Raw genomic sequence first — 21,372 nt, forward strand, 5'->3', positions numbered from 1 at the left:
TGTCGACAGGGTCACGCATTGCCCCAATCGCCGTAGAGACCCGGTCCGTTAGCTAGAACCGGTACACGTGCACCTGGTACGGCCCGAAGTCGTCCACGATCTTCCCGTTCTCGATGGGCACGGTCCGGTTCTCGTCCACGACGGTCGCCGTCCCGGACGACACCGGCACGGTGATCTCCACCCGCGCGGAACCGCTGCGCGGGTGCGCGGTGTCGCCGTCGGTCTGGGCGATCACCCACTTGCCGCCCTCGGCTTCCTTGTGCAGCACGGAAACCGGGATGTCGGTGCCGCTCTCCGCCGACACCCCCGGCAGGTTCGCCGCGTTCAGCACCGGCGCGAGCGACTTGAGCCGCGCGTTCACCGCCTTGACGCGCGCGGTGATCTCCGGTCGCGTCAGCACGCTGGAGTACTCGCCCTTACCCTCGGTGTAGAAGCTGTGCGCGAAGTAGTTGATGCCCGTGGCTCCGTGCAGGATCGTGTTCCACACCGCGGACTCGAGCTGGTCCGGCGTGATGGTCTCGCCGTGCGTGTGCGGGTGCCCGGTCTCGATGAACCCGTACAACGGCTTGTCCGGCCCGCACCACTTCCGCATGGTGTCGATGACCTCGCCGTAGCTGAACGCCCCCACCCGGTCACCGCGGTCCGGGTGCGTCCACCCGTAGTAGTCCGCCGACGCGATGTCCGCCGCCGAGCAGTACGTCCGCATGTCCTCTTCGTACGACTTCTCGATGTGGCCGTAGCCGACGCCGCCGCCGGGTGTGCCCATCCACACCCCGAAGTTCAGGTACGTCGGGCGGGACGGGTCCTTGGCGCGCGTCCGGTCGGCCTTGGCCAGGATCGCGGACGGCTGCATGTCCGGGTGGAACACGTCGCCGTAGACCTTGTTCATGTCCGGCTCGTCGGCGATCAGGTACCCCACGTAGTTGCGCGCGTGCGCGGTGTCCGCGAGCACCGCGTCGACGCGCTTCGGGTCGGCGTAGACCCGCCAGCCGGTCTCCAGCAGACCCTCCTGCCGGAGGTACCACCACTCGTCCTCCCACAGCCCGATGCCGAAGTCGATGCCGATCTCCGGGTACGCCTTGCCGATCTTGCCGCCGTTCTCGACCGAGGACGGGTCCTGCATCCACACGTTGATCGGGAAGACCTTCGGGTCACCGGTCGGGTTGGGGCCGTTCGCCCACTTCTCGTAGTACTCGACCACCGGACCCGGCGGCGGGGGGACGGCCTGCGGGACGGGCGGCGGGGTGGCCTCCGCCGTGCACGCCGACGTGAGAAGCAGCACAGCCAGGATCGAGCGGGCACGAGCCATGGGCATTTCCGTTCAGCTCGGTGACTTGGTCCGGCCGCGCGCGGCCAGGACCTGTTTGGCCTTCTCGAACCCGCCGGGACCGAGCAGTCGCATCGCCGTGGTCTTGGCCAGGTACCTGGCCCCGTCCCGGGCCACCCGCAGCGGGTGCCCGACGAACCGGTCGCGGGCCAGCACCCTGCCGTCCGGCTCGGGCACGTCGTCCAGGGCGTCGCCGAACAGCGGCCGGTAGGGGGCGGGCGACACGAGCCGGCCGCGCGTCCGGTTGCTCACGTTGCCGCCGTGCACGACCTGGAGCCAGCCCGGGGCGCCGCCCAGCGAGACCACGTCGGCGTGCCGGTGCAGCCGGTTGTGCCAGTCCGCCCAGCAGGTGATCGGCGCGTCCCAGCTCTCCCGCACGGACGCGAAGGCGTTGTCCCGGTCGTGGTGCGCGAACAGCCCTTCCGGGCTCTTGACCAGGCCGTTCCCCAGGTAGAGCGCGGTGCGGCGGGTCGACTGCGGGCGGTGCGCCTGGAGCCGGGCGACGAAGTTGGCGGCCAGGCCGTCGTCGTTGTCCAGGTTGGTGGTGATCAGCGCGTCGCCCTTGGTCGGGAACAGCTTCGTGATGTCCTCGATCAACTCCTCGCGGCTGACCTGTTCGCGGAAGACCGGCGTGTAGGTGCCGCCGTGCTCGCGGATGCGGTCCTTGAGCCACTCGGGGCTCTCCGGGTCGAAGTAGATGATCCACTCGAAGTTCTCGGACGTCTGCGCGCGCACGGAGGGCAGGCAGTACCGCTCGAACAGCCCGACGCGCTCGGTGAGCCACCCCTCCCGCGCCCGCACGATGCTCTCCGCACCGACGGACGGCAGGTTGAAGCGCGTCAGAATGACGTGGTCCATCACGACCCCTTCCCGTTGCCCGGTACATCGGGATCGCGGGCCCACCGTTATCCGGACGGTGATCACAGTACGGCCCGGTGTCGACGATCCGTCACCGGAGTTGCCGGCGGGCGGTTAACGATCCGTCGCCGCCACCGATGTCTAGGACGTGACTCAAGCCCCGACACGACCCACGGTCGACGTCGTCGTCCCTTGCTACAACTACGCGCGGTTCCTCCGAGCGTGTGTGCGCAGCGTGCTCGACCAGCCAGGCGTGGACGTGCGCGTGCTCGTCATCGACGACACGTCGACCGACGAGACGCCCGAGGTGATGGCGGAACTCACCCGGGATCCGCGTGTCGAAGGCCGTCGCCACGAGGTGAACCAGGGCCACATCGCCACCTACAACGAGGGCCTGCTGGAGTGGGCCAAGGCCGACTACACCGTGCTGCTGTCCGCCGACGACCTGCTGGCGCCGGGCGCGCTGGCCCGTGCCGCCGAGGTCTTCGAGGCGAACCCGAACGTCGGGATGGTGTACGGGCGGGTGGTCTACTACTCGGACCACGATGCCCTGCCTTCCGTCATGACACCGCCGGCGGGCCGCACCGTCTGGTCCGGTGTGGACTGGATCGAGAGCCGCTGCCGCACCGGGCAGAACGTGCTGTCGTCACCGGAAGCCGTGGTGCGCACGTCGGTCCAGCAGCAGGTCGGCGGCTACCGGCCGGACCTGCCGCACGCCGGCGACCTGGAGATGTGGATGCGCATCGCGGCCGTCTCCGACATCGGGTACGTGCGCGGCAAGCCCGCCGCGTACTACCGCGTGCACCAGCAGAGCATGTTCCGCACCCAGTTCTCGTCGGTGTTCGCCGACCTGGAGCAGCGACAGGCCGTGTTCGACCGGTTCTTCTCCGAACACCCGGACCTGCCGCCCCGGCTCAAGCACCTCGCCGACCGGTCCATCGCCAAGGACGCGCTGTGGCGGGCCGTCCGGGCGTACGACCGCGACAAGCTGGCCGAGATCCCCACCGAGGAGCTGGTGGAGTTCGCCCGCGCGGTCTACCCGCACGCGGAGCGACTGCCCGAGTACCGGGCGTTGAGACGGCGCAAGGCGTTGGGCCCCGCGCTGTGCAGCCGCACGCAGGTGTTCGTCGGCGCGCACCTGGTCAAGCGCGGCCGCGGCCTGCTGGACAAGCAGATCTGGAAGTGGCGCGGACAGTGACCACCCTGGAGGGCAAGGTCACCTCGGCGATCCGCTGGAGTGCCGTCAACAGCCTGCTGCAACGGGTGTCCCAGGTCGGTGTGGGCATCCTGCTGGCGCGGCTGATCGCGCCCGAGCAGTTCGGCGTCTTCGCCGTCGCGCTGGTGGTGCTCAACATCGTGCTGAGCGTCAGCGAGATGGGCGTCAGCGTGGCGCTGGTCCGCACCGACGGGCCGGTGAAGGACCTCGCGCCGACCGTCACCACGCTGTCGATCCTGTCCGGCTGCGTGCTGTGCGGCATCTGCGTGTTGGGCGCGCCGTGGTTCGCGGAGGCCATGGACACGCCGCAGGCCACCGGCGTCATCCAGCTGATGTCGGTCGCGCTGGTGATCGCGGGCGCGTCGGCCGTGCCGGGTGCCCTGCTGCAACGGGAGTTCCGGCAGGACCACAAGTTCGCGGCGGACACGGCGGCGTTCGTCGTCGGCACCGCCGTGGTGGTCGTGTTGGCGCTCATGGGGTTCGGGGCGTGGAGCCTCGCCTGGTCGCGGATCGCGACGAACCTGACCGCCGCCGTGGTCATGTTCCTGTTCACCAAGGAGCGGTACCGGCCCGGGTTCGACCGCGCGCGGGCCAAGGAGGTCCTCGGCTTCGGGCTGCCGCTGGCGGGTGCGTCGCTGCTGGTGTTCGGCGTGCTGAACGTGGACAGCATCATCGTCGGCAGCGTGCTCGGCACGTTGCCGCTGGGGTACTACCTGCTGGCGACGAACCTGGCGAACTGGCCGGTGGGCGCGTTCTCCCAACCGGTGCGCAGTGTGTCGCTGGCCGCGTTCTCGAAGGTCCGGGACGACCCGGACCTGTTCCAGCGCACGTTCGCGCGGGCGTTGGGGCTGTTGGCCCTGTTCACGGTGCCCGCCTGCGTGCTGCTGGCGTCGTTGGCGGATCCGTTGGTGCGCACGGTCTACGGCGAGCGCTGGGCTCCGACCGCCGCCGCGCTCGCCGCTCTGGTGCTGTTGGGTGCGATGCGGGTGGCGTTGGAGCTCGGCTACGACTACCTGGCCAGTGCCGGGCGGTCGCGGGCGATCCTGGTCATCCACGTCGTGTGGCTGGCGGCGTTGGTGCCGTTGCTGGCGCTGGGCGCGCACCTGGACGGGATCCGGGGTGTGGCGCTGGCGCAGAGCGTGGTGGTGCTGGTGTTCATCGTGCCCGCGTACCTCATCGCGTTCCGGCCCTACGGCGTGAAGGCGCGCACGCTCGGTGCCGCGGTGGCACGCCCGGTACTGGGTGGCGTCGTGATGGTCGTGGTGGCCGAGACCGTCCAGTGGTTCGTCCCGAACGCGTTGTGGCGCTTGGTCGTCGGCGGCACGCTGTCGCTGCTGGCCTATGCCGCCGTGGTCTTCCCTCTGCGCCACGAGGCGCTGAGTCTGCTGCGAAGGGGTAAGGCGTGAGGGCTGTCCAGGTGTTCCAGCGGCGCGCGCACCAGGTCTCGCGGATCGTGCGGGAAGAGGGTGTGCGGCAGCTCGGCGCGCGTGCGCTGCGCACCGCCGCCAAGCGGCTCGGCGCGGACTCCGAGGTGTTCCCGGTGCGGCTGGAGGACGTCCGTGCCGCCGACATCACCGCCCACAAGCCCGTCGTGGTACCGCCGATCCCGGCCGATGGCTCGTTGGTCGTCAACTGGGTGAGCACGCCGCCCGCGCCCGGCTCCGGCGGCCACACCACGATGTTCCGGCTCATCCAGCACTTGGAGTCGTTGGGCCACACCTGCCGGCTGTACCTGTACGACGTGTACGGCAGCCGCGCGGTGGACCACGAACCCGTCATCCGGTCGGCGTACCCCGGCTTCCGGGGCCCGGTCCTCGACGTGGCGGACGGCATGGCCGACGCGCACGCCGTGTTCGCGTCCGCTTGGATGACCGCGTACCCGGCGTTCAACGACCCGTGCGCGGGCAAGCGGTTCTACCTCGTGCAGGACTACGAGCCGTGGTTCTTCCCGGTCGGCGGCCTGTCCGCGCTGGCCGAGAACACCTACCGGATGGGTTTCCACGGTTTCACCGCCGGCCGCTTCCTGGCCGAGAAGCTGCGCACCGAGCAGGGCATGGCCGCCGACTGGTTCGACTTCGGCTGCGACGCGGACCGCTACCACCTCCAGGAGAACACCGTCCGGGACGGCGTGGTGTTCTACGCCAGACGGCTCGCGCCCCGTCGGGCCATCGAGATCGGCCTGCTGGCGCTGGAGCTGTTCGCCGAACGGCACCCCGACATCGCCATCCACACCTACGGCGAGAAGATCGGCACCCTGGGCCCGCGCCACGTCGACCACGGCCTGGTCTCCCCCGACCGGCTCAACGACATCTACAACCGTTGCTACGCCGGGCTGACGTTGTCCATGACCAACGTTTCCCTGGTGCCTCACGAGATGCTGGCCGCCGGCTGCCTACCGGTCGTCAACGACGCCGTGCACAACCGGGTCGTGCTCGACAACGACCACGTGCGCTACGCGCCGGCCACACCGCACGACTTGGCGCGCGCGCTGTCCGACGTGGTGACCACGCCCGACTTCGCGACCGTCGCGCAGGCCGCCTCCGCCAGCGTGTCCAGCAGATCATGGGACGCGGCCGGCCACGAGCTGGAGAAAGTGCTCAGGCGGGAACTACTGGTCTGACCGGCAACAGGCACACCTCCACCGCCCGCAGCCGTGCGCCAGCCCACACCTCTGCCGTGCTGTGTGTCATCCCCGTACGGCCTGCGCGCAGCGAACCGCGCTTGTCTTGGGGGTGCAAGCACGCTTTTCGCTTGCACCCCCAAGACAAGGGTGGTTGTCTTTTGACCAGGCCGTACGGGGATGACACACAGCACCACCCGCAAAGCTCGAAGAGCTTTGCCCCTCATCCTTGGTGGTCTGCCCGTCCGGCGAGGACGCTCTTCTTCTTTTCAGCGGGATCAGTGGGCGACTCGGTGCTGGATCGCTACCGGTCAAAGAGAAAAGCGACGCTCGCCGCTTGGCAGAACTCCGGGGAGGAAGAACAAAGAAAGGGCGGTCGTGTTCTCCCCGCATGGCCTGGTCAAAGACCACCACCCTGATCCTCGGGGCGCAAGCGAAAAGCGTGCTTGCACCCCAAGGACCAGCGCGGTTCGCTGCGCGCAGGCCATACGGGGAGAACACGAAGACACAGGTGTGTGCGGGCGCGCATTGAGGCGTTGTGCAGCAAGGGGTAGCGGTCAGGGGTAAGACAGAAAGCCTTGGAGCTAAGCGAGAGGGCAGGGCTCAGAGAGGCGAGGGGGAAGTTGCGTCCGGGATGAGGAGATTGGCGTCGGACGAGCCGTCGGCGGGGACTACGTGAATGGCGGACAGCTTGGTGCCCTTGGGTACCGCTGCGAATGCCAAACGGTCGTCGTCCAGCCAGGTCGCCTGGTCGTCGATGCCTGCCGTGCCCGGTAGTCGGCGTTCTTCCCCCGTCTTGAGGTCCAACACCGCCAAGTCCCACGGGCCCAGTCGGCCGATCCGCTTCTTGTAGGCGATCTTCGTGCCATCGGGCGACAGCGAAGGGCACTCCGCGTCGCGGCGCAGTGACGTTACGCGGCGGTCGACCAGATCGCCCTTCACGAGCCACGTGAAGCCACCGGAGGCGAGGGTGGCGTAGAAGGTCCGGTCGTCCGCGCCCACGGTGAGTCCCCAGTAGTTCACGTCCTGTGCCGTGTGGACGTTCCCCTCGATCTCGGCCGTGAAGCCTTCGAGCGACTCGACGGCCTCTCCGCTGCGCAGGTCCAGGAACCCGGTACGGGTCGAGAAGCCGCCGGGAACCGAGTACGAGTCGCCCGTCACGAAGGAGGTCCACGACACGACCTGACCCGAAGCCGAGACCTTGGCCCGGCTCGGCACACCGGGCAGCGGCACGGTTCGCACCGCACCACCCTCCCGGGAGACCTCGGCGGCATAGGTCGGACCCGGCCCGGCGAGGCGTAGGCAGACCGTGGTCCCACCGGCCCGGTACACGCGCTGACAAGCCATTTCGGTGCCGCCGCGGGCTTGCGGGTCGGCCAGCGCCACCTGTTCGACCCGACTGCGGCCGTCCGCCAGCTCCACGAACATCAGGTCCGCGTCCACAGAGGCCACCGGTGTCACCGGTCGGTCCCGCACGACGCCGGCTACATACACCACGCCGGCCGCCACGACCAGTACGATGGCGCTGACGGCGAGCACGACGCGCCGAGAGCCCAAGTCCATGTCACCACCTGTAACGACTAGGCGCGAGTCGGCCGATTTCAGAGTAACAACACCTTGCGGTGACGCACTCAGGGTAAACGTGGATCGGGGAGCGGATGGATTTCTGGGGCGCCGTGCGCACGCTGCGGAGGCGGTGGTACATCGCCGTGCCGTCAGCGGTGGTCGCCGTCGCGGTGGCCGCCGGCATGTTCCTGTCGATCCCGACCCGCTACCAGTCCTCGGGTGTGATGGTGCTGACCACCCCCGCGGCCGGCGGCACGTTCTCGCAGAAGGTCACGCCCGAGGAAGCGGTGAAGATCAACCCGCTGCTGGCGTTCGACGGCAGCCTGGCGACCACCTCGCAGATCCTGTCGCAGATCCTGGCCGACCCGAAGACCCGCGAGCAGCTGGGCATCACCAAGGGCTCGACGCTGAACTACACCGTGACCGGCGGCGGGCAGAACGGCCCGTTCCTGTTCGTGCTCGGGGACAGCGACAAGCCCGAGGAGGCCGAGAAGATGGTCACCACGGTGCTGGAGTTCGCCGCCAAGGAGCTGGAGGACCAGCAGCGCAAGCTGAAGGCCCCGGAGTCGACCTTCATCACCTCCCAGGTGATCGTGAACCCGACCGAGGCCGAGGCGCAGATCGGCGGCAAGGTCCGGTACGCGGGCGCCGCCTTCGTGGTGCTCATGCTGCTCACCACGGCGGCGACGTTCGGCGCGGACAGCATCATCAACAACATCCGCCGCCGCCGCGAGCGCGACGCGAAGGCCGCCGAACCGGACGAGGACGGCGCACCCGGCGGCGGCGCACCCGGCGACGACACCACGGACGAGGCCGCGAAAGCCGCCCCGCCGAAGCCCCCGCCGACCAACCACCAGAACCACGGGCCGCTCAACGGCGCACCACGCCGCCCGCCGGGCCCGCCGATGCGCCGGCCGCAGCCCACGGCCAGCGAGCAGACGGTCAAGGTCCAGGCCCCGGTGCCGAACCACAAGCCGAACACCCCGCCGGGCGGCCTGCCCGCCGCGAAGCCGGGCGGCCCCGCGCCGGCCAAGCCCACCGGGCAGCAGGGTGCCCACCCGGACGGCCGGCCCGCCAAGCAGACCGGTCAGCCGACCTCGCAGCCGGGCGCGCAGGCGGCGGTGAAGCCGACCGCCCAGCCGACCGCCAGCGAGCGGACCGTGAAGATCGCCGTGCCGCCGCCCGCGCCGAAGCCGACCTGGCCGACCAACGAAGACAGACCTTGACCGAGCAGTTCCGACAGGTGCGGCAACGAGCGGACGGCGCGACCCTGGTCTGCGCCTACCTCCTCGCGCTGCTGATCATCCCGGCCCGGCTGGTGCTGTCGTTCGTGCCCATGACGCTGCCGCCGGCCCTGGTGATCGCCCTGCTCCTCGGCGTCCTGTGGCTGGCCACCCAGATGGTCGACACGCTGGGCATGGGCAAGGGCCGCAACGTGGTCCGCACCGCCGTGGGCCTCTACCTGGCGGCCCACCTGGCGACCTACGGCGTGGCCACCCGGCGCTGGCTGCCCACCGACGAGCTCACCACCGCGGACTCCAGCATCGTGCGGATCGTGGCCACCATCAGCGTGGCCGTGTTCATCTGCGACGCGGTGCGCACCAAGGAGCGCCTGGACAAGGTGCTCAAGCTGATCCTGGGCTGTGCCGCGGTCATCGCGTTCGTCGGCCTGGTGCAGTTCGGCCTGGGCATCGACCTCGCCGGCTACGTGAGCATCCCCGGTCTGCGGGCCCAGGAGAACGGCTACGCGGTGATGGAGTCGCGGTCGATCTTCCGCCGCCCCACCGGCACCACCAACCACCCCATCGAGTACGGCCTGGTGTGCGCGATGGCCGTGCCGCTGGGCGCGCACTACGTGTTCAAGGCGCGCGACGAGGGCACACCCCACTTGCGGTGGCTGGCTTGCCTCGGGCTGGTCGGCCTGGGCGCGATGACCGCGCTGTCCCGCACCGCGATCCTGGTCATGGCGGTGGCCGGCGTGGTCATGATCGCCACCCTGCCGCGCAAGCGGAAGATCACCGCGCTGGTGGTCGGCGGCGGGTTCTTCCTCGGCGCGAGCCTGGTGGTGCCGGGCCTGTTCGGCACGCTGCGCGGCATGTTCTCCAACATCGAGGACGACCCGAGCGTGAAGGCGCGCACCGCGGACTACGCGGCGGCGTCCGAGCAGATCGACCTGAACCCGATGCTGGGGCGGGGTTTCGGCACGTTCCTGCCGACCAAGTACACGATCCTGGACAACCAGTTCCTGCTGACCCTGATCGAGAACGGCTACCTCGGCCTGTTCGCGCTGATCGGGATGTTCCTGGCGGCGGCGTTCGCGGCGATCCGGGTCCGCATGATCAGCGACGACCAGCACCTGCGCGGGCTGGCCGCGTGCGTGCTGTCGGCGGTGCTCGCGGGCGGGATCGGGGCCTTCACGTTCGACCTGCTGGGCTTCGGCGTCGCCACCGGCCTGGTGTTCACCATGATCGGCTTGGCCGGTGCCATGCTGCGGATCGCGAAAGCGGAAGCCGCCGCGAAGACCGGACTCGCCGAACAGCAGGTCCCGTCCTCGCGGACCGACTGAGCCAGGCCCGCCGACGAACCGCGGGCCTGGCCCTACGCGCCGGTCAACCCAGCACCAGCAGGCCCTTGTCGCCCTCGGCGTAGCGGTTCCCGCAGTCCGGGCACACCAGCCCGGCGTCGAGCCGCTGACCGCAGGAGCACACCCAACCCTTGTGCCGCGCCGGGTTGCCCGCCACGAACGCATGGGCGGGCACGTCCTTCGTCACCACCGAACCAGCCGCGGCGAACGCGTGCTCACCGATCTCCACGCCGCACACCACGACCGTGCCCGCGCCCAGCGAAGCACCACGCCTGACCACTGTGGACAACAAGTCGTCGCCGGTACGGCGAATGGCCGCACGGGGTCGGAGGTCGTTGGTGAACAGCACGTTCGGCCCGAGGAACACCTCGTCCTCGCACACCACGCCGTCGAACACCAGGGTGCCGTTCTTCACGGTCACCCGGTCACCCAGCACCGCCTTGCCCTCGACGAAGGCGTTGTCGCAGATGTTGCAGTCGCGCCCGACGCGCGCACCGGGCAGCACGTGCGCGAACGCCCACACGCGGGTTCCCTCGCCGACGTCGTCGCTCTCGCACAACCCCTTGGGGTGGACGAAGACGCTCATCGCACCGCCTCGGTCAACGCCGCCACGACCCGCTCCTGCTGGGCGGACGTGATCTCCGGGAACAGCGGCAGGGACAGGATCTCCCCCGCGATCCCCTCGCTCACCGGGAAGTCGCCGGGCGCGTGCCCGAGCGAGTCGAACGCGCCGGTCAGGTGCACGGGCGTCGGGTAGTGGATGCCCGCCCCGACACCGGCCTCGTGCAGCGAAGCCAGCACCCGGTCCCGGTTCGGCACGCGCACCACGTACAGGTGCCACACCGGCACGTTGCCCTCCAGCACCACCGGCAACGTCACCTCGGGCACCGAGCCCAGCATGGCCGAGTACCGGTCCGCCGCCGCACGCCGCTGCGCGTTCCAGCCCTCCAGCCGACGCAACTTCGCCGACAGCACCACGGCCTGCAAGGTGTCCAGCCGGCTGTTGAAGCCCAGCACGGTGTGCTCGTACTTGCGCGGCGACCCGTGCTCCCGCAACAACCGCACGGCGGTGGCCAACTCGTCGGAGCGGGTCAGCACAGCGCCGCCGTCTCCGTACGCCCCCAGGTTCTTGCCGGGGTAGAAGCTGGTCGCCGCGATGTCACCGAGGCCACCGACGGCCACGCCGTGCCGCCGCGCGCCCTGCGCCTGCGCCGCGTCCTCCACGACCGGCACCCCGAAGTCGCGCAGCCGCTCCACCGGTGCCGCCTGCCCGTACAGGTGCACCGGCAGGATCGCCTTGGTGCGCCCGGTCAACGCGCCCGGCACCAGGTCCACGTCGATGAGCCCGGTGTCCGCGACGCAGTCCACCAGCACGGGGATCGCACCGGTCCGGGCGACCGCCTCGGCGGTGGCGATGAAGGTGTTGGCGGGCAGCACGCACTCGTCGCCCGGCCCGACCTCCAACGCCCGCAGCGCCAGTTCGATGGCGTCGGTGCCGTTGCCGACGCCGACGCAGTGCGGGACCTCCTGGTAGGCGGCGAACTCCGCCTCGAACCCGGCCACCTGCCTGCCGCCGATGAACGCCGTCGTCTTGAGCACCTCTGCCCAGCCGTCGGCGACCTCGTCGGCGACCTGTTCGTGCTGCGCACGCAGGTCCACCAGCGGGATGTCGATCACGAACCGTTCCCCTCTCGCAGCCGCCGGGCGGGGACTCCCGCCCAGACCTCACCCGCGGGCACGTCCGAGAGCACCACCGAGCCCATGCCCACGACCGCGCCCGCGCCGATCGACACGCCTTCCCGCACCGACGAACCCTGGCCGAGGTAGGCGCTCTCCCCGACGCGGACCGCACCGCCCAGCGACGCGCGGCCGGCGAACGTCACGCCGTCGCCCACCTCGTCGTCGTGGGTGAGCAGCACGTGGGGCATGGCGACCACGTGCGCCCCCAAGCGCAGCGGCGTCGTCACCACCACCCCGGCCAGCAGGACCGTTCCCGGCCCCACGACGGCCCCTGGCGGCACGGAAGCCGCCGGGTGCACCACCGAGGCCCACCGGTCGTCCGGCAGGCCCAGGCGCCGCACCACGTTCATCCGGCCCAACGGCCGCCGCGCACTGGCGATGCAGGCCAGCACGGCGGCGTCGGGCTTCTCGTGCACCAGCTCCGACCCGCCCAGCACGGGCAGACCGTCCAGGTCCGCACCGTGCCGGCCCGGGTCGTCGTCCAGCGCTCCCACGGGCTCCCACTCGGCCGGCAGGAGGCGGACGGCGGCGAGCACCTCGCGCGCCAGCCCTCCCCCGCCGAGCAACAGCAGCGGCCGTGGCGTCATCGATGTCCTCTCACCCGGTCCGGCCGGGTCCGCGGGCGGACCCGGCCGGTGGTCTCAGTCGGTCGTGAAGACCACGTCGACCCAGTAGTGGTTGCCCTGGTAGCTGTTCGTCGGGAACCCGGTGCCGACCTGGTACAGGCCGTTCGGGGCCCCCTCGGCGGTGGCCGGCGCGGCGAGCGGCGGCGACGTCGCGGTGTAGCCCGCGAAGTAGCCGTGGTTCACCGAGTAGTGGCCGTTCGGCGCGGTGTACGAGGCGACGTACGTCGTGCCGGCGGTCACCGCCAGCGGCGTGCCGAACGTCAGCGTCTGCCACCCGCTCGCGGTCTCACCCGCGAACGTGCCGATCTTGAGCGGCACCCCGTCCGCCGACCAGATCGTGCCGGTGTGGGTGCCGGTGTTGCCGGTCCCCTTGTAGAACTTCACCCCGGTGATCCGGCCGTCGGCCGACGGCGTGAACCGCACGCCGAGCTCGTACCCGCCGTTGTCGTCCGCCGACGGCACCGTGGGCACCGTCGCCGGGCTGAACAGCGAGCACGGGCACGTCTGGCTGGTCGTCGCGGTGAACGACCAGGTCAGTGGCGCGGCCATGATGTTGCCACCGGTGTCCGCCGCCCGCACGCTCACCGTGTACCGGGTGGACGCGGCCAGCGGGGCAGCCGGCGTCCAGAGCACGGTCTGCTGGTCCGCCGAACGGGTCAGCGTGCCGTCGAGCCTCGCGCCGCCGGGGTCGCTGACCGAGAACTGCGTGTTGGTCAGGTCGATCGGCTCGTCGAAGCTCGCGGTCACCTGGGTGGTGAGCGAGACGTCGACCGCGTCGGTGAGCGGGGTGTGGCCGGAGCCGACCGGCGGCGTGGTGTCGCTGTTGGGCGTGTAGACGACGTCGACCCAGTAGTTGTTGCCCTGGTGGGACATCGTCGGGAAGCCGCCGCCGGTCTGGAACACCCCGTTCGGGTTGCCGTCGCCGGTCTGCGGCGCGGTGAGCGGGGACGCGGTGACGCCGGAGGCCTGGAAGTAGCCGTTGTCGATCGAGTAGTGGCCGTTCGGCGCGTAGTACGACGCCGTGTACATCAGGCCGGGAGCGACCGTGACCGGGGTGTTGAAGGTCAACGTCTGCCAGCCGTTCGCGGTCTCACCGGTGAAGGTTCCGGTCGCCAGGCGGACGCCCGCCGAAGACCACAGCGAGCCGGTGTGCGTGCCGGTGTTGCCCTCACCCTTGTAGAACTTCACGCCGGTGATCTGACCGCTCTGCGTCGGGCTGAACCGCACGCCCAGCTCGTACGCCCCGCTGTCGTCGGCCGACGTGGTGGTCGGCACGGTCGCCGTGCTGAACAGCGAGCACGGGCAGGACGCCGTGGTGGACGTGGTGAACGACCACGTGGCGTGGGACGCCATCGCGTTGCCGTTGACGTCGGCGAGCAGGACGTCCGCCGTGTAACGGGTGTTGGGCTTCAACGCCCCGTTCGGCGTCCACGTCACGGTCTTCTGGTCGGCCGAGAGCGCCACCGAGCCGTGCAGCTTCGCGCCGCCCGGGTCGGACAGCGAGATCTGCGTCGACGCCGGGTCCATCGCCTCCGAGAACGCCAGCGACAGCGAGGAGTTCAGCCCCACGTTCGTCGCGTCCGTGCCCGGCGTGCGGTTGTTCAGCGTCGGAGGGGTGGTGTCGCCGTTGAGGCCGTTCTTGTAGATGGCGTCGACCCAGTAGTTCGCCGCGTTGAACGACGACTGCGGGAACCCGCCGCCGGCGCCGTAGCGGTAGACGCCGTTCGGGCCGTCGATGCCGTTGGACAGCGCACGCATCGCGCCGTAGCTCGCGCTCTGCCCGTTGAAGTAGCCCGGCGTCACGGCGTAGTGGCCGTTCGGCGCGTAGTACGACACCACGTAGGTCGTGTTCGCCTGGACCACGACCGGCGAGGCGAACGTCAAGGTCTGCCAACCGCTCGCGGTCTCACCCGTGAACGTGCCGGTGCCCAGCAGCAGGCCGTTCGACGACCACAGCGAGCCCTTGTGCGTGCCGGTGTTGCCCGCTCCCTTGTAGAACCGGACGCCCAGCACTTCGCCCTTGCCGTTGAACCGGACCTTCGTGCCCACCTCGACCGGGGTGCCGTCGTCCGCGCTCGCTGTGGCGGGTGTGGCGAAGTCGTCCCAGATCGTGCACGGGCAGGTCGCCGACCGGTTCGAGCCGGTGGTGAACGTCCAGTTGCGCAGCTGGGTCTCGTTGCCCGCCGCGTCCTTGGCCTTCACGCTCGCGGTGTAGGCGGTGCCGGTGTTCAGCGCCGCGTTCGGGGTGAACTGGGCGGTCTTGCCGTTGCCGGTGACCGAGGTCGTGCCCGCGACGGACCCGCCCGGACCGGTCAGCGTGAACTGCACGGTGCTCGGGTTCACGGCCTCGTCGTAGGTCGCGCTCAGCGTCGGGTTGAGGCCGACGCTGGCCGCGCTCGCCAACGGGTTGGTGCCCACCAGTTCCGGCGCACGCGTGTCCGGACCGGGGTCCGGGGCCCACAGCACGTCGACCCAGTAGTTGCTGTCCTGCGAGCTGCGGTCCGGGAAACCCGCGCCGGAGCGGAACACGCCGTTGGCGCCGTCCACGCCGGTCTGCAGGCCGGTCAACGGTTCCAGGTACCGCGAGCTGCGGCTGAAGTACTCCGTGTCGACCGAGAAGTGCCCGGTCGGCGACAGGTACGACACGACGTACGTGGTGTTGCCGGTGACCGCTACCGGGACCGGGAACACCAGCGTCTGCCAGCCGGAGGCGGTCTCGTTGACGAACGTCCCGGTCGCCAGCTGCTGCCCGTCGCGGGTCCACAGGGTGCCGGTGTGCGTGCCGGTGTTGCCCGGTCCCTTGTAGAACTTCACGCCGCGGACGTAGCCGTCGGTGTTGGCGCGCCACTTCACGCCGAGTTCCAGCGCGGAGCCGTCCAGGATGTCCGGCGTCTTCGGGGTGTCGTTGTCGGTCCACAGACCGCACGGGCAGGTGCGGGCCGCGACACCGGGCGAAGCGGTCGCCGGGGTGGACAGGTTCAGCGAGTCGTCCACGGCGCGGACGCGCAACTGCGCGGAACCGGACGCCGGGGGCGTGTAGGTGTAGCTCCACGAGGTCTGGCCCGCCTGCCACACCGCCGGGTGCCACCGCACGCCGCCGTCCGTGGACACCTCCACGCCGGTCACCTGCCCGGAGTCGGTCACCGTGCCGGAGAACGTGTACGGCCGGCCGACGGCGGACAGCGCCGGGACGCTGGTGTAGGTCACGGTCGGCGGCGTGGTGTCGCTGATCGCGGACGCCTGCACCAGACCGGGCATCAGGGTGCCCGCCTGGACGCCCATGTCGGCCAGGAAGTTCACCGTCGCCTGCTGCATCCGGATGTCGGAGGTCGGCGTGTTGGTGAGGAACGCGTGGTCGTCGTCCAGGCCCCAGGCCCACTGCACCGTGCCCGCGCCGAACACCAGCGACCCGGACGGGTACTTGTAGTAGGTGATCGCGTGGGTCTTGGTGTCCGGCGTGTAGTAGTCGCCGTGGTTTTGGAGCACGTACGGGCCGTCCAGCATGGCGACCGTCGTGCGGGAGAACTGGCCGACGCCGGCCGGCTGGTAGCCGTTGTCCTCCACCGTGTTCCACTCGTAGCCCAGCGTGCCGGGCTGGAACGTGTACGTGCTGCCGGCGGCCATGTTCTGCAACGACGTGTGCCGCCACAGCCGCATCCTGCCGTACGCGGCCGGGACCTGGAGCGAGTCGTCACGGCGGCCGTTGACGGTGAAGATGTTGCCCAGCAGGGAGTTCTCCGGCCGTCCGCCGTCCTGCGGCGGGCTGTAGCGCGGGTCGCGCCAGGTGCCGGTCCAGTCGGCGAGCTGGTCGTTCTGGGTGCCCTTGGTCTCCTTGTAACAGGCGACCGTGCGCCAGTCCGTCTTGGAGGAGTCGATGCTCTTCTCCCAGCGGGTCTTCCAGAAGATCTCGTTGCCGGTGAGGAACGCCAGGTGCACACCCGCGTCGCGGGCGGCCTCCACGTTGGCGCGCTGCTCGTTCGACCAGTACTCGTCGTGGCCGACGGCCATGAACACCTTGTGGTTCTTGATGAGGTGCCCGCGCCGGGCGCTGTCGACGTCCGTGGTGTAGCTCATGTCGTAGCCGTTGCGCTCCATGAACCGCAACATCGGGTACTCGGCGTTGAAGATGAAGTTCTCGTCGCCGTCACCGCCGGTGTACGGGCGGTTGTAGCTCACCTTGTACGCCTGGCCGCCCTGGCCGGGGCCGTCGCCGAAGTACAGCGAGTTGCCGCCGTACCGGTTGTAGGCCACCCAGGTCGAGTCCGAGGTCTGGAAGAGGATCTTCGACGTGCTGGTGTCGTCGCGGACCACGAAGGCGATCTCGTTGCGCAGGCCGTTGTCGTTGCGCGTCACGCGGGCGTAGTAGATGCCCGACACGGCGTCCGCCGGCACGTTCCAGGTGACCGACACGGCCCAGTTGCCGCAGTCGATCAGGGCGCTTGGCGTGTCGCGCAGGCACGGCGGCTGGTTCTGCGGGGTGTTGCGGGACACCGAGCCGACCTGGCGCGCGCCGACACCGCCGTACCAACCCAGGCGGAAGATGTCGAGGGTGTAGGAGGAAGCGTTGGTGAGCATCTTGAACGCGACCTGCCCACCGGGGGTGGCGCTGATGTCCGTGGTGTAGCCGAGGATCGAGTCGTCGCGGGACGAGACCTGCCAGTCCGGCGTACCGGGTTTGGTGTTCTCGCAGAGCACTTTGTTGACGACCGGAGCGTCGCACGGCGCGGCGTTCGCGACCGTGGCTGTCAGGACGACAAGAGGTGTGACACAACCGGTCACCATGAGCACAGCGCACAGGGTCCTAACAAGACGTCTTACCGGCGACGCCATCGACCACTCAACTCCTCGAACGCACTCCGTAGCGCGGCAGTCACTACTCCCCGTAGTGCAACCTTGTTGCTCCAGAGGTCGGTTGACACTGTGAAGCTGTTAGCACAACGAAGATATCGATTGGATGACAACGCGAAGTCGATGTCCGCAGTCACTCTGCGTAGTCGCCTTGGGCGCGGGAAGGCCCGGTGGCCGGGCCCTGCCCCCGGCCACCGGGTTCCCGCCGAGGTCGGCCGCCGCTAGGCGGTGGCCTCGTTCAGCGCCGCGACGACCTCGTCCTGCTCCTCGTCGGTCAGACCGACGAAGTGGGGCAGCAGGATGTGGTCGGCGGCGACCCGCTCCGTCACCGGCAGCGACGGGGTGGCCTCGCCCGCGTGGTACACCGGCTCCAGGTGGCACGCGGTGATCCGCCGGGTGGCGACGCCGCGCTGTGCCATGGAGTTCATCACGTCGATCCGGGCGTGGTCCTTCAGCCGCACCAGGTACGACTGGTACACGTGCCCGAACCCGGCCGGCTCGTGCGGCAGCACCAGGGAGTCGTTGCCGCCCAGCAGCTCGTCGTAGCGGGCGGCCAGTGCGCGGCGGGCTTTGACCACGTGGTCCAGCTTGCCCAGCTGCACCACGCCGACCGCGGCCTGGATGTCGGTCATCTTGTAGTTGAAGCCGACCTCGTCGTAGCTCTCCGAGATCACCGCCGTCGACGTGTGCCGGGCCAGCGTGGAGATCGAGGCCGCGTGCGCGCGCAGCGCCTTCAGCTTCGCCGCCACCTCGGCGTCGTCGGTGGTGACCACGCCGCCCTCGCCCGTGGTGAGGATCTTGCGCGCGTCGAACGAGAACACGGTGATGTCGCTGATGGTGCCCAGCCGGACACCGTCGATGGTCGCGCCGTACGCGGGTGCGGCGTCCTCCACCAGGTGCAGGCCGTGGCGGCGCGCGATCTCGGCGAGCGCGTGCAGGTCGGCGGGCAGGCCGATCTGCGACGCGGGCATGATCGCCTTGGTGCGCGGCGTGATCAGCTCCTCGACGCGCGCCGGGTCGATGTTGTAGGTGCGCTCGTCGATCTCCGCGAACACCGGGGTGGCGCCGGTGTAGCGGATCGAGTTCGGCGTCGCGATGAACGTGAACGACGGGCAGATCACCTCGTCGCCCTCGCCGATGCCCAGCGCCGCCAGCGCCAGGTGCAGGCCGGTGGTCGCGCTGTTCACCGCCACCGCGTGCTCGGCGCCGACCTGCTCGGCCACCAGCTCCTCGAACTTCGCCGCGCGCGGGCCGACCGACAGCCACCCGGACAGCACCGCCTCGGCGGCGGCGTCGGCCTCTTCCTGACCGACGTAGAGGCGGGTGATCGGGATCATGCCTTGGCTCCTTCGAGTTCCTTCTGCCACCACGAGACCAGCTGGGTGAGTCCCTCGTGGAGGGACACCCGGGCTTCGAAGCCCAGCTTCCCACGGGCGGCCTCGGTGCTCGCCAGCCGGCGGGGCACCGCGTTGACCTTGCGCTCCGGGCCGTGCTCCGGCTTGAGGTCCGCGCGCCCCATCACGTCCAGCAGCGCGTCGGCCAGCTCGGCGAGGCTCGTCTCGGTGCCGGAGGCGACGTTGAACACCTCGTCGCTGACGTCGCTCTTGGCGGCCAGCACGTTCGCGCGGGCGATGTCGGAGATGTAGACGAAGTCCATGGTCTGGCTGCCGTCGCCGAGGATCAGCGGCGGGGTGCCGGCGGCGATGCGCTCCATCCAGCGCACCAGGACCTCGGTGTAGACGCCGAAGACGTCCATCCGCGGGCCGTAGACGTTGAAGTAGCGCAGGGCCACGTAGTCCAGGCCGTACATCTCGTTGAAGCTGCGCAGCAGGCCCTCGTTGTAGACCTTCGCCGCGCCGTAAAGCGTGCGGTTGGCGTACGCGTGGTGGCTCTCCTCGGTGGGGAACACCTCGGCCAGGCCGTAGATCGACGCCGACGAGGCGGCCACCACCTTGGACACCTTCGCCCGCACAGCGGCTTCCAGCACGTTGAACGTGCCGGTGGCCAGCACGTCGTGCGCCAGGCGGGGCTCCTCGGCGCACTGCGTGATGCGGATGGCCGCCTGGTGGAACACCAGGTCGACGCCGTCCATGGTGGACTTCACGGTCTCCACGTCGCGGAGGTCGCCCTCCACGAATTTCACCGCGCCCGCCGCGAGCGGTGCGGCGAGGTTCTCCAGCCGGCCGCGCACCAGGTTGTCCAGCACGACGATCTCGGCGACGCCCTCGTCGAGCAGCTGGTCGGCGATCGTCGAGCCGATCAGGCCCGCGCCGCCGGTGATCAGGACACGTGCGTCACGCAGGTTCACGCTGTCTCCCCGTAGTGGAAGGCCGGGTTGGCCAGGTACGCGGCCAGGCTGGGGTTGGTGCTGTCCTTGGCGGACAGCGTCGGGTCCTCGATCGGCCACGGCACGCCCACGTCCGGGTCGTTCCAGGCCAGCAGGCCCTCGGCCGCGGGGTTGTGGAAGCCGGTGGTCTTGTACTGCACCTCGGCGACGTCGGACAGCACCGCGAAGCCGTGCGCGAACTCCGGGCCCATCAGCAGCTGGGTGCGGTTGGACGCGGACAGCTCGATGCCGAACCACCGGCCGAACGTCGGCGAGCCGGCCCGGAGGTCGACCACCACGTCCCAGATCGCGCCGACCGTGCAGCGGACCAGGCGGTGCTGCGGGGCCAGGCCGTTCTGGAAGTGGAAACCGCGCAGCACGCCGCGCTGCGAGCGGGAGTGGTTGTCCTGCACGAAGTCCAGGTGCAGGCCGTGCTGTTCCCAGCGGCGCTTGCTGTAGGACTCGAAGAAGAAACCGCGCTCGTCCTCGAACCACTCCGGCTGGATGACGAACACGCCTTCGATCGCGGTCGGCGTGACCGTCATGTCCATGCCCTGCTTCGGGGCAGCGACCCCTGTCATGCAACCGCCTCTTCCAGATCCGCGGAACGGACGTCCCGCACTGTCACGAACTCACCGCCGGCAGCCAGGCTGGCCGACGCCGCTTCCAGGATTGCCAACACGCGCAGACCCGACCAGCCGTCGGTCAACGGGGCGCGCTTCTCGGTGATCGACGCGGCGAACTCCGCCATGACCCCGCGCAACGCCTCGCGCTCGGGCAGTGCGGGTGCGACCGTGTCCCCACGGCGGTACGAGATGATCGCCTGGGTGCGCGCCTCGTCGCCCTCCAGCACGTCCGCGCCCCGGTCGTGCACGGAGATGCGCTGCACCACGTTCAGGTCGTCCCACACCACCGTGCGGCGCGAGCCGCCCACGATCATGGTGCGGATCTTGGTCGGAGAGAGCCAGTTCACGTGCACGTGGGCCAGCACGCCGTCGGACAGCTCCAGCGTCAGGTGGCCGATGCAGGCCCGCCCGGCACCGATCGGGTCGGAGCCGTGCGCCGAGACGCGCACCACCCGCACGCCGTCGGGCAGGATGGCGTCGAAGATCGAGAGGTCGTGCGGCGCGAGGTCCCACAGCACGTCCACGTCCGGTTGCACGAGGCCGAGGTTGACCCGCACCGAGTCCAGGTACTGCACGGTGCCGATCTCGCCGCCGCGCACCAGCTCGCGCAGGTACCGCACGGTCGGCGTGTAGACGAAGGTGTGGTCGAGCATCAGCGTCAGGCCGCGCGACTCCGCCTCCCGCACCAGTTCCAGGCCTTCGGCGTAGCCGGCCGCGAGCGGCTTCTCCACCAGCACGTGCTTCCCGGCGCGCAGCGCGGCCATGGCGACCGGCAGGTGGGTGGCGGCGGGCGTGGCGATCGCGACCGCGTCCACGGCCGGGTCGGCGAGCACGTCGTCCAGCGAGCCGGAGACCCGCACGGTCGAGTAGTCGCCGAGCACCCGGCGGGCGCGTTCGGTGTCCAGGTCGCACAGGTACCGGAGCTTGAGGCCGGGTGTCGCCTGGGCGTTGCGCACCAGGTTCGGTCCCCAGTACCCGGCGCCGATCACGGCGATGCCGATCGGCTGGTCCATCTCGCTCTCCTTGTCGCCGCCT

16 protein-coding genes are annotated in these 21,372 nt (G+C 70.1%); 5 read left to right on the top strand and 11 right to left on the bottom strand.

The window, feature by feature from the left end; all coding sequences use genetic code 11:
• Positions 1 to 52: 52 nt before the first annotated feature.
• The gene (locus FHS29_RS29625) at positions 53 to 1,309 is read right to left on the bottom strand and encodes a hypothetical protein (protein ID WP_184696282.1); all 1,257 of its coding nucleotides are present in this window, start codon (positions 1,307 to 1,309) and stop codon (positions 53 to 55) included.
• Positions 1,310 to 1,321: 12 nt separating this feature from the next.
• A complete protein-coding gene (locus FHS29_RS29630; RefSeq protein WP_184696284.1) occupies positions 1,322 to 2,185 on the bottom strand; it encodes a glycosyltransferase in 864 nt (287 codons plus the stop codon).
• A 148-nt stretch (positions 2,186 to 2,333) separates the two neighbouring features.
• On the opposite strand from FHS29_RS29630, the gene FHS29_RS29635 reads away from it, so the two are divergent.
• The 3 genes from FHS29_RS29635 to FHS29_RS29645 are packed head-to-tail and all read left to right on the top strand — an operon-like array spanning position 2,334 to position 6,021.
• Positions 2,334 to 3,383 carry a glycosyltransferase gene (locus FHS29_RS29635; RefSeq protein WP_184696286.1) on the top strand — a complete coding sequence of 350 codons (1,050 nt, stop codon included), beginning with the start codon at positions 2,334 to 2,336 and terminating at the stop codon, positions 3,381 to 3,383.
• Positions 3,368 to 4,807, top strand: a complete 1,440-nt coding sequence (locus FHS29_RS29640) for a lipopolysaccharide biosynthesis protein (RefSeq protein ID WP_312865158.1) — start codon at positions 3,368 to 3,370, stop codon at positions 4,805 to 4,807. Before FHS29_RS29635 ends, FHS29_RS29640 begins: the two co-directional genes overlap by 16 nt.
• Entirely contained in the window at positions 4,804 to 6,021 is a 1,218-nt protein-coding gene (locus FHS29_RS29645; protein ID WP_246440995.1) for a rhamnosyltransferase WsaF family glycosyltransferase, read from the top strand. The genes FHS29_RS29640 and FHS29_RS29645 overlap by 4 nt, the downstream gene beginning before the upstream one ends.
• Before the next feature lie 603 nt (positions 6,022 to 6,624).
• On the opposite strand, the gene FHS29_RS29650 is transcribed toward FHS29_RS29645, so the two are convergent.
• Entirely contained in the window at positions 6,625 to 7,584 is a 960-nt protein-coding gene (locus FHS29_RS29650; protein ID WP_184696288.1) for a TolB family protein, read from the bottom strand.
• A gap of 95 nt (positions 7,585 to 7,679) precedes the next feature.
• Here FHS29_RS29650 and FHS29_RS29655 point away from each other — a divergent pair, with 95 nt between their 5' ends.
• Both FHS29_RS29655 and FHS29_RS29660 read left to right on the top strand, forming a co-directional pair.
• Positions 7,680 to 8,813, top strand: coding sequence for a hypothetical protein (locus FHS29_RS29655; RefSeq protein WP_184696290.1), 1,134 nt, complete (start codon positions 7,680 to 7,682; stop codon positions 8,811 to 8,813).
• A complete protein-coding gene (locus FHS29_RS29660) occupies positions 8,810 to 10,153 on the top strand; it encodes an O-antigen ligase family protein (protein ID WP_184696292.1) in 1,344 nt (447 codons plus the stop codon). Before FHS29_RS29655 ends, FHS29_RS29660 begins: the two co-directional genes overlap by 4 nt.
• A gap of 43 nt (positions 10,154 to 10,196) precedes the next feature.
• On the opposite strand, the gene FHS29_RS29665 is transcribed toward FHS29_RS29660, so the two are convergent.
• From FHS29_RS29665 to FHS29_RS29700, 8 genes are all read right to left on the bottom strand, one after another.
• On the bottom strand, positions 10,197 to 10,757 hold the full coding sequence (locus tag FHS29_RS29665) for an acyltransferase (protein WP_184696294.1): 561 nt from the start codon (positions 10,755 to 10,757) through the stop codon (positions 10,197 to 10,199).
• Complete coding sequence (locus tag FHS29_RS29670; RefSeq protein WP_312865170.1) at positions 10,754 to 11,845, bottom strand: DegT/DnrJ/EryC1/StrS family aminotransferase; 1,092 nt, start codon at positions 11,843 to 11,845, stop codon at positions 10,754 to 10,756. The genes FHS29_RS29665 and FHS29_RS29670 overlap by 4 nt, the downstream gene beginning before the upstream one ends.
• On the bottom strand, positions 11,845 to 12,498 hold the full coding sequence (locus FHS29_RS29675; protein WP_184696298.1) for a NeuD/PglB/VioB family sugar acetyltransferase: 654 nt from the start codon (positions 12,496 to 12,498) through the stop codon (positions 11,845 to 11,847). The genes FHS29_RS29670 and FHS29_RS29675 overlap by 1 nt, the downstream gene beginning before the upstream one ends.
• A 54-nt stretch (positions 12,499 to 12,552) precedes the next feature.
• The gene (locus FHS29_RS29680) at positions 12,553 to 17,319 is read right to left on the bottom strand and encodes a DUF4082 domain-containing protein (protein ID WP_246441007.1); all 4,767 of its coding nucleotides are present in this window, start codon (positions 17,317 to 17,319) and stop codon (positions 12,553 to 12,555) included.
• Positions 17,320 to 17,606: 287 nt separating this feature from the next.
• Complete coding sequence (locus FHS29_RS29685) at positions 17,607 to 18,722, bottom strand: DegT/DnrJ/EryC1/StrS family aminotransferase (protein WP_184696302.1); 1,116 nt, start codon at positions 18,720 to 18,722, stop codon at positions 17,607 to 17,609.
• Positions 18,719 to 19,693 carry an NAD-dependent epimerase/dehydratase family protein gene (locus FHS29_RS29690; protein ID WP_312865159.1) on the bottom strand — a complete coding sequence of 325 codons (975 nt, stop codon included), beginning with the start codon at positions 19,691 to 19,693 and terminating at the stop codon, positions 18,719 to 18,721. The genes FHS29_RS29685 and FHS29_RS29690 overlap by 4 nt, the downstream gene beginning before the upstream one ends.
• Positions 19,690 to 20,292 (bottom strand): dTDP-4-dehydrorhamnose 3,5-epimerase, encoded by a 603-nt coding sequence (rfbC, locus tag FHS29_RS29695; protein ID WP_184696304.1) that lies wholly within the window; start codon positions 20,290 to 20,292, stop codon positions 19,690 to 19,692. The genes FHS29_RS29690 and rfbC overlap by 4 nt, the downstream gene beginning before the upstream one ends.
• Positions 20,289 to 21,350, bottom strand: a complete 1,062-nt coding sequence (locus tag FHS29_RS29700; RefSeq protein WP_184696306.1) for a Gfo/Idh/MocA family protein — start codon at positions 21,348 to 21,350, stop codon at positions 20,289 to 20,291. The genes rfbC and FHS29_RS29700 overlap by 4 nt, the downstream gene beginning before the upstream one ends.
• Between the last annotated feature and the right edge of the window lie 22 nt (positions 21,351 to 21,372).

This window comes from Saccharothrix tamanrassetensis (genome assembly GCF_014203665.1).
GTDB classification, from domain to species: Bacteria; Actinomycetota; Actinomycetes; order Mycobacteriales; family Pseudonocardiaceae; genus Actinosynnema; species Actinosynnema tamanrassetense.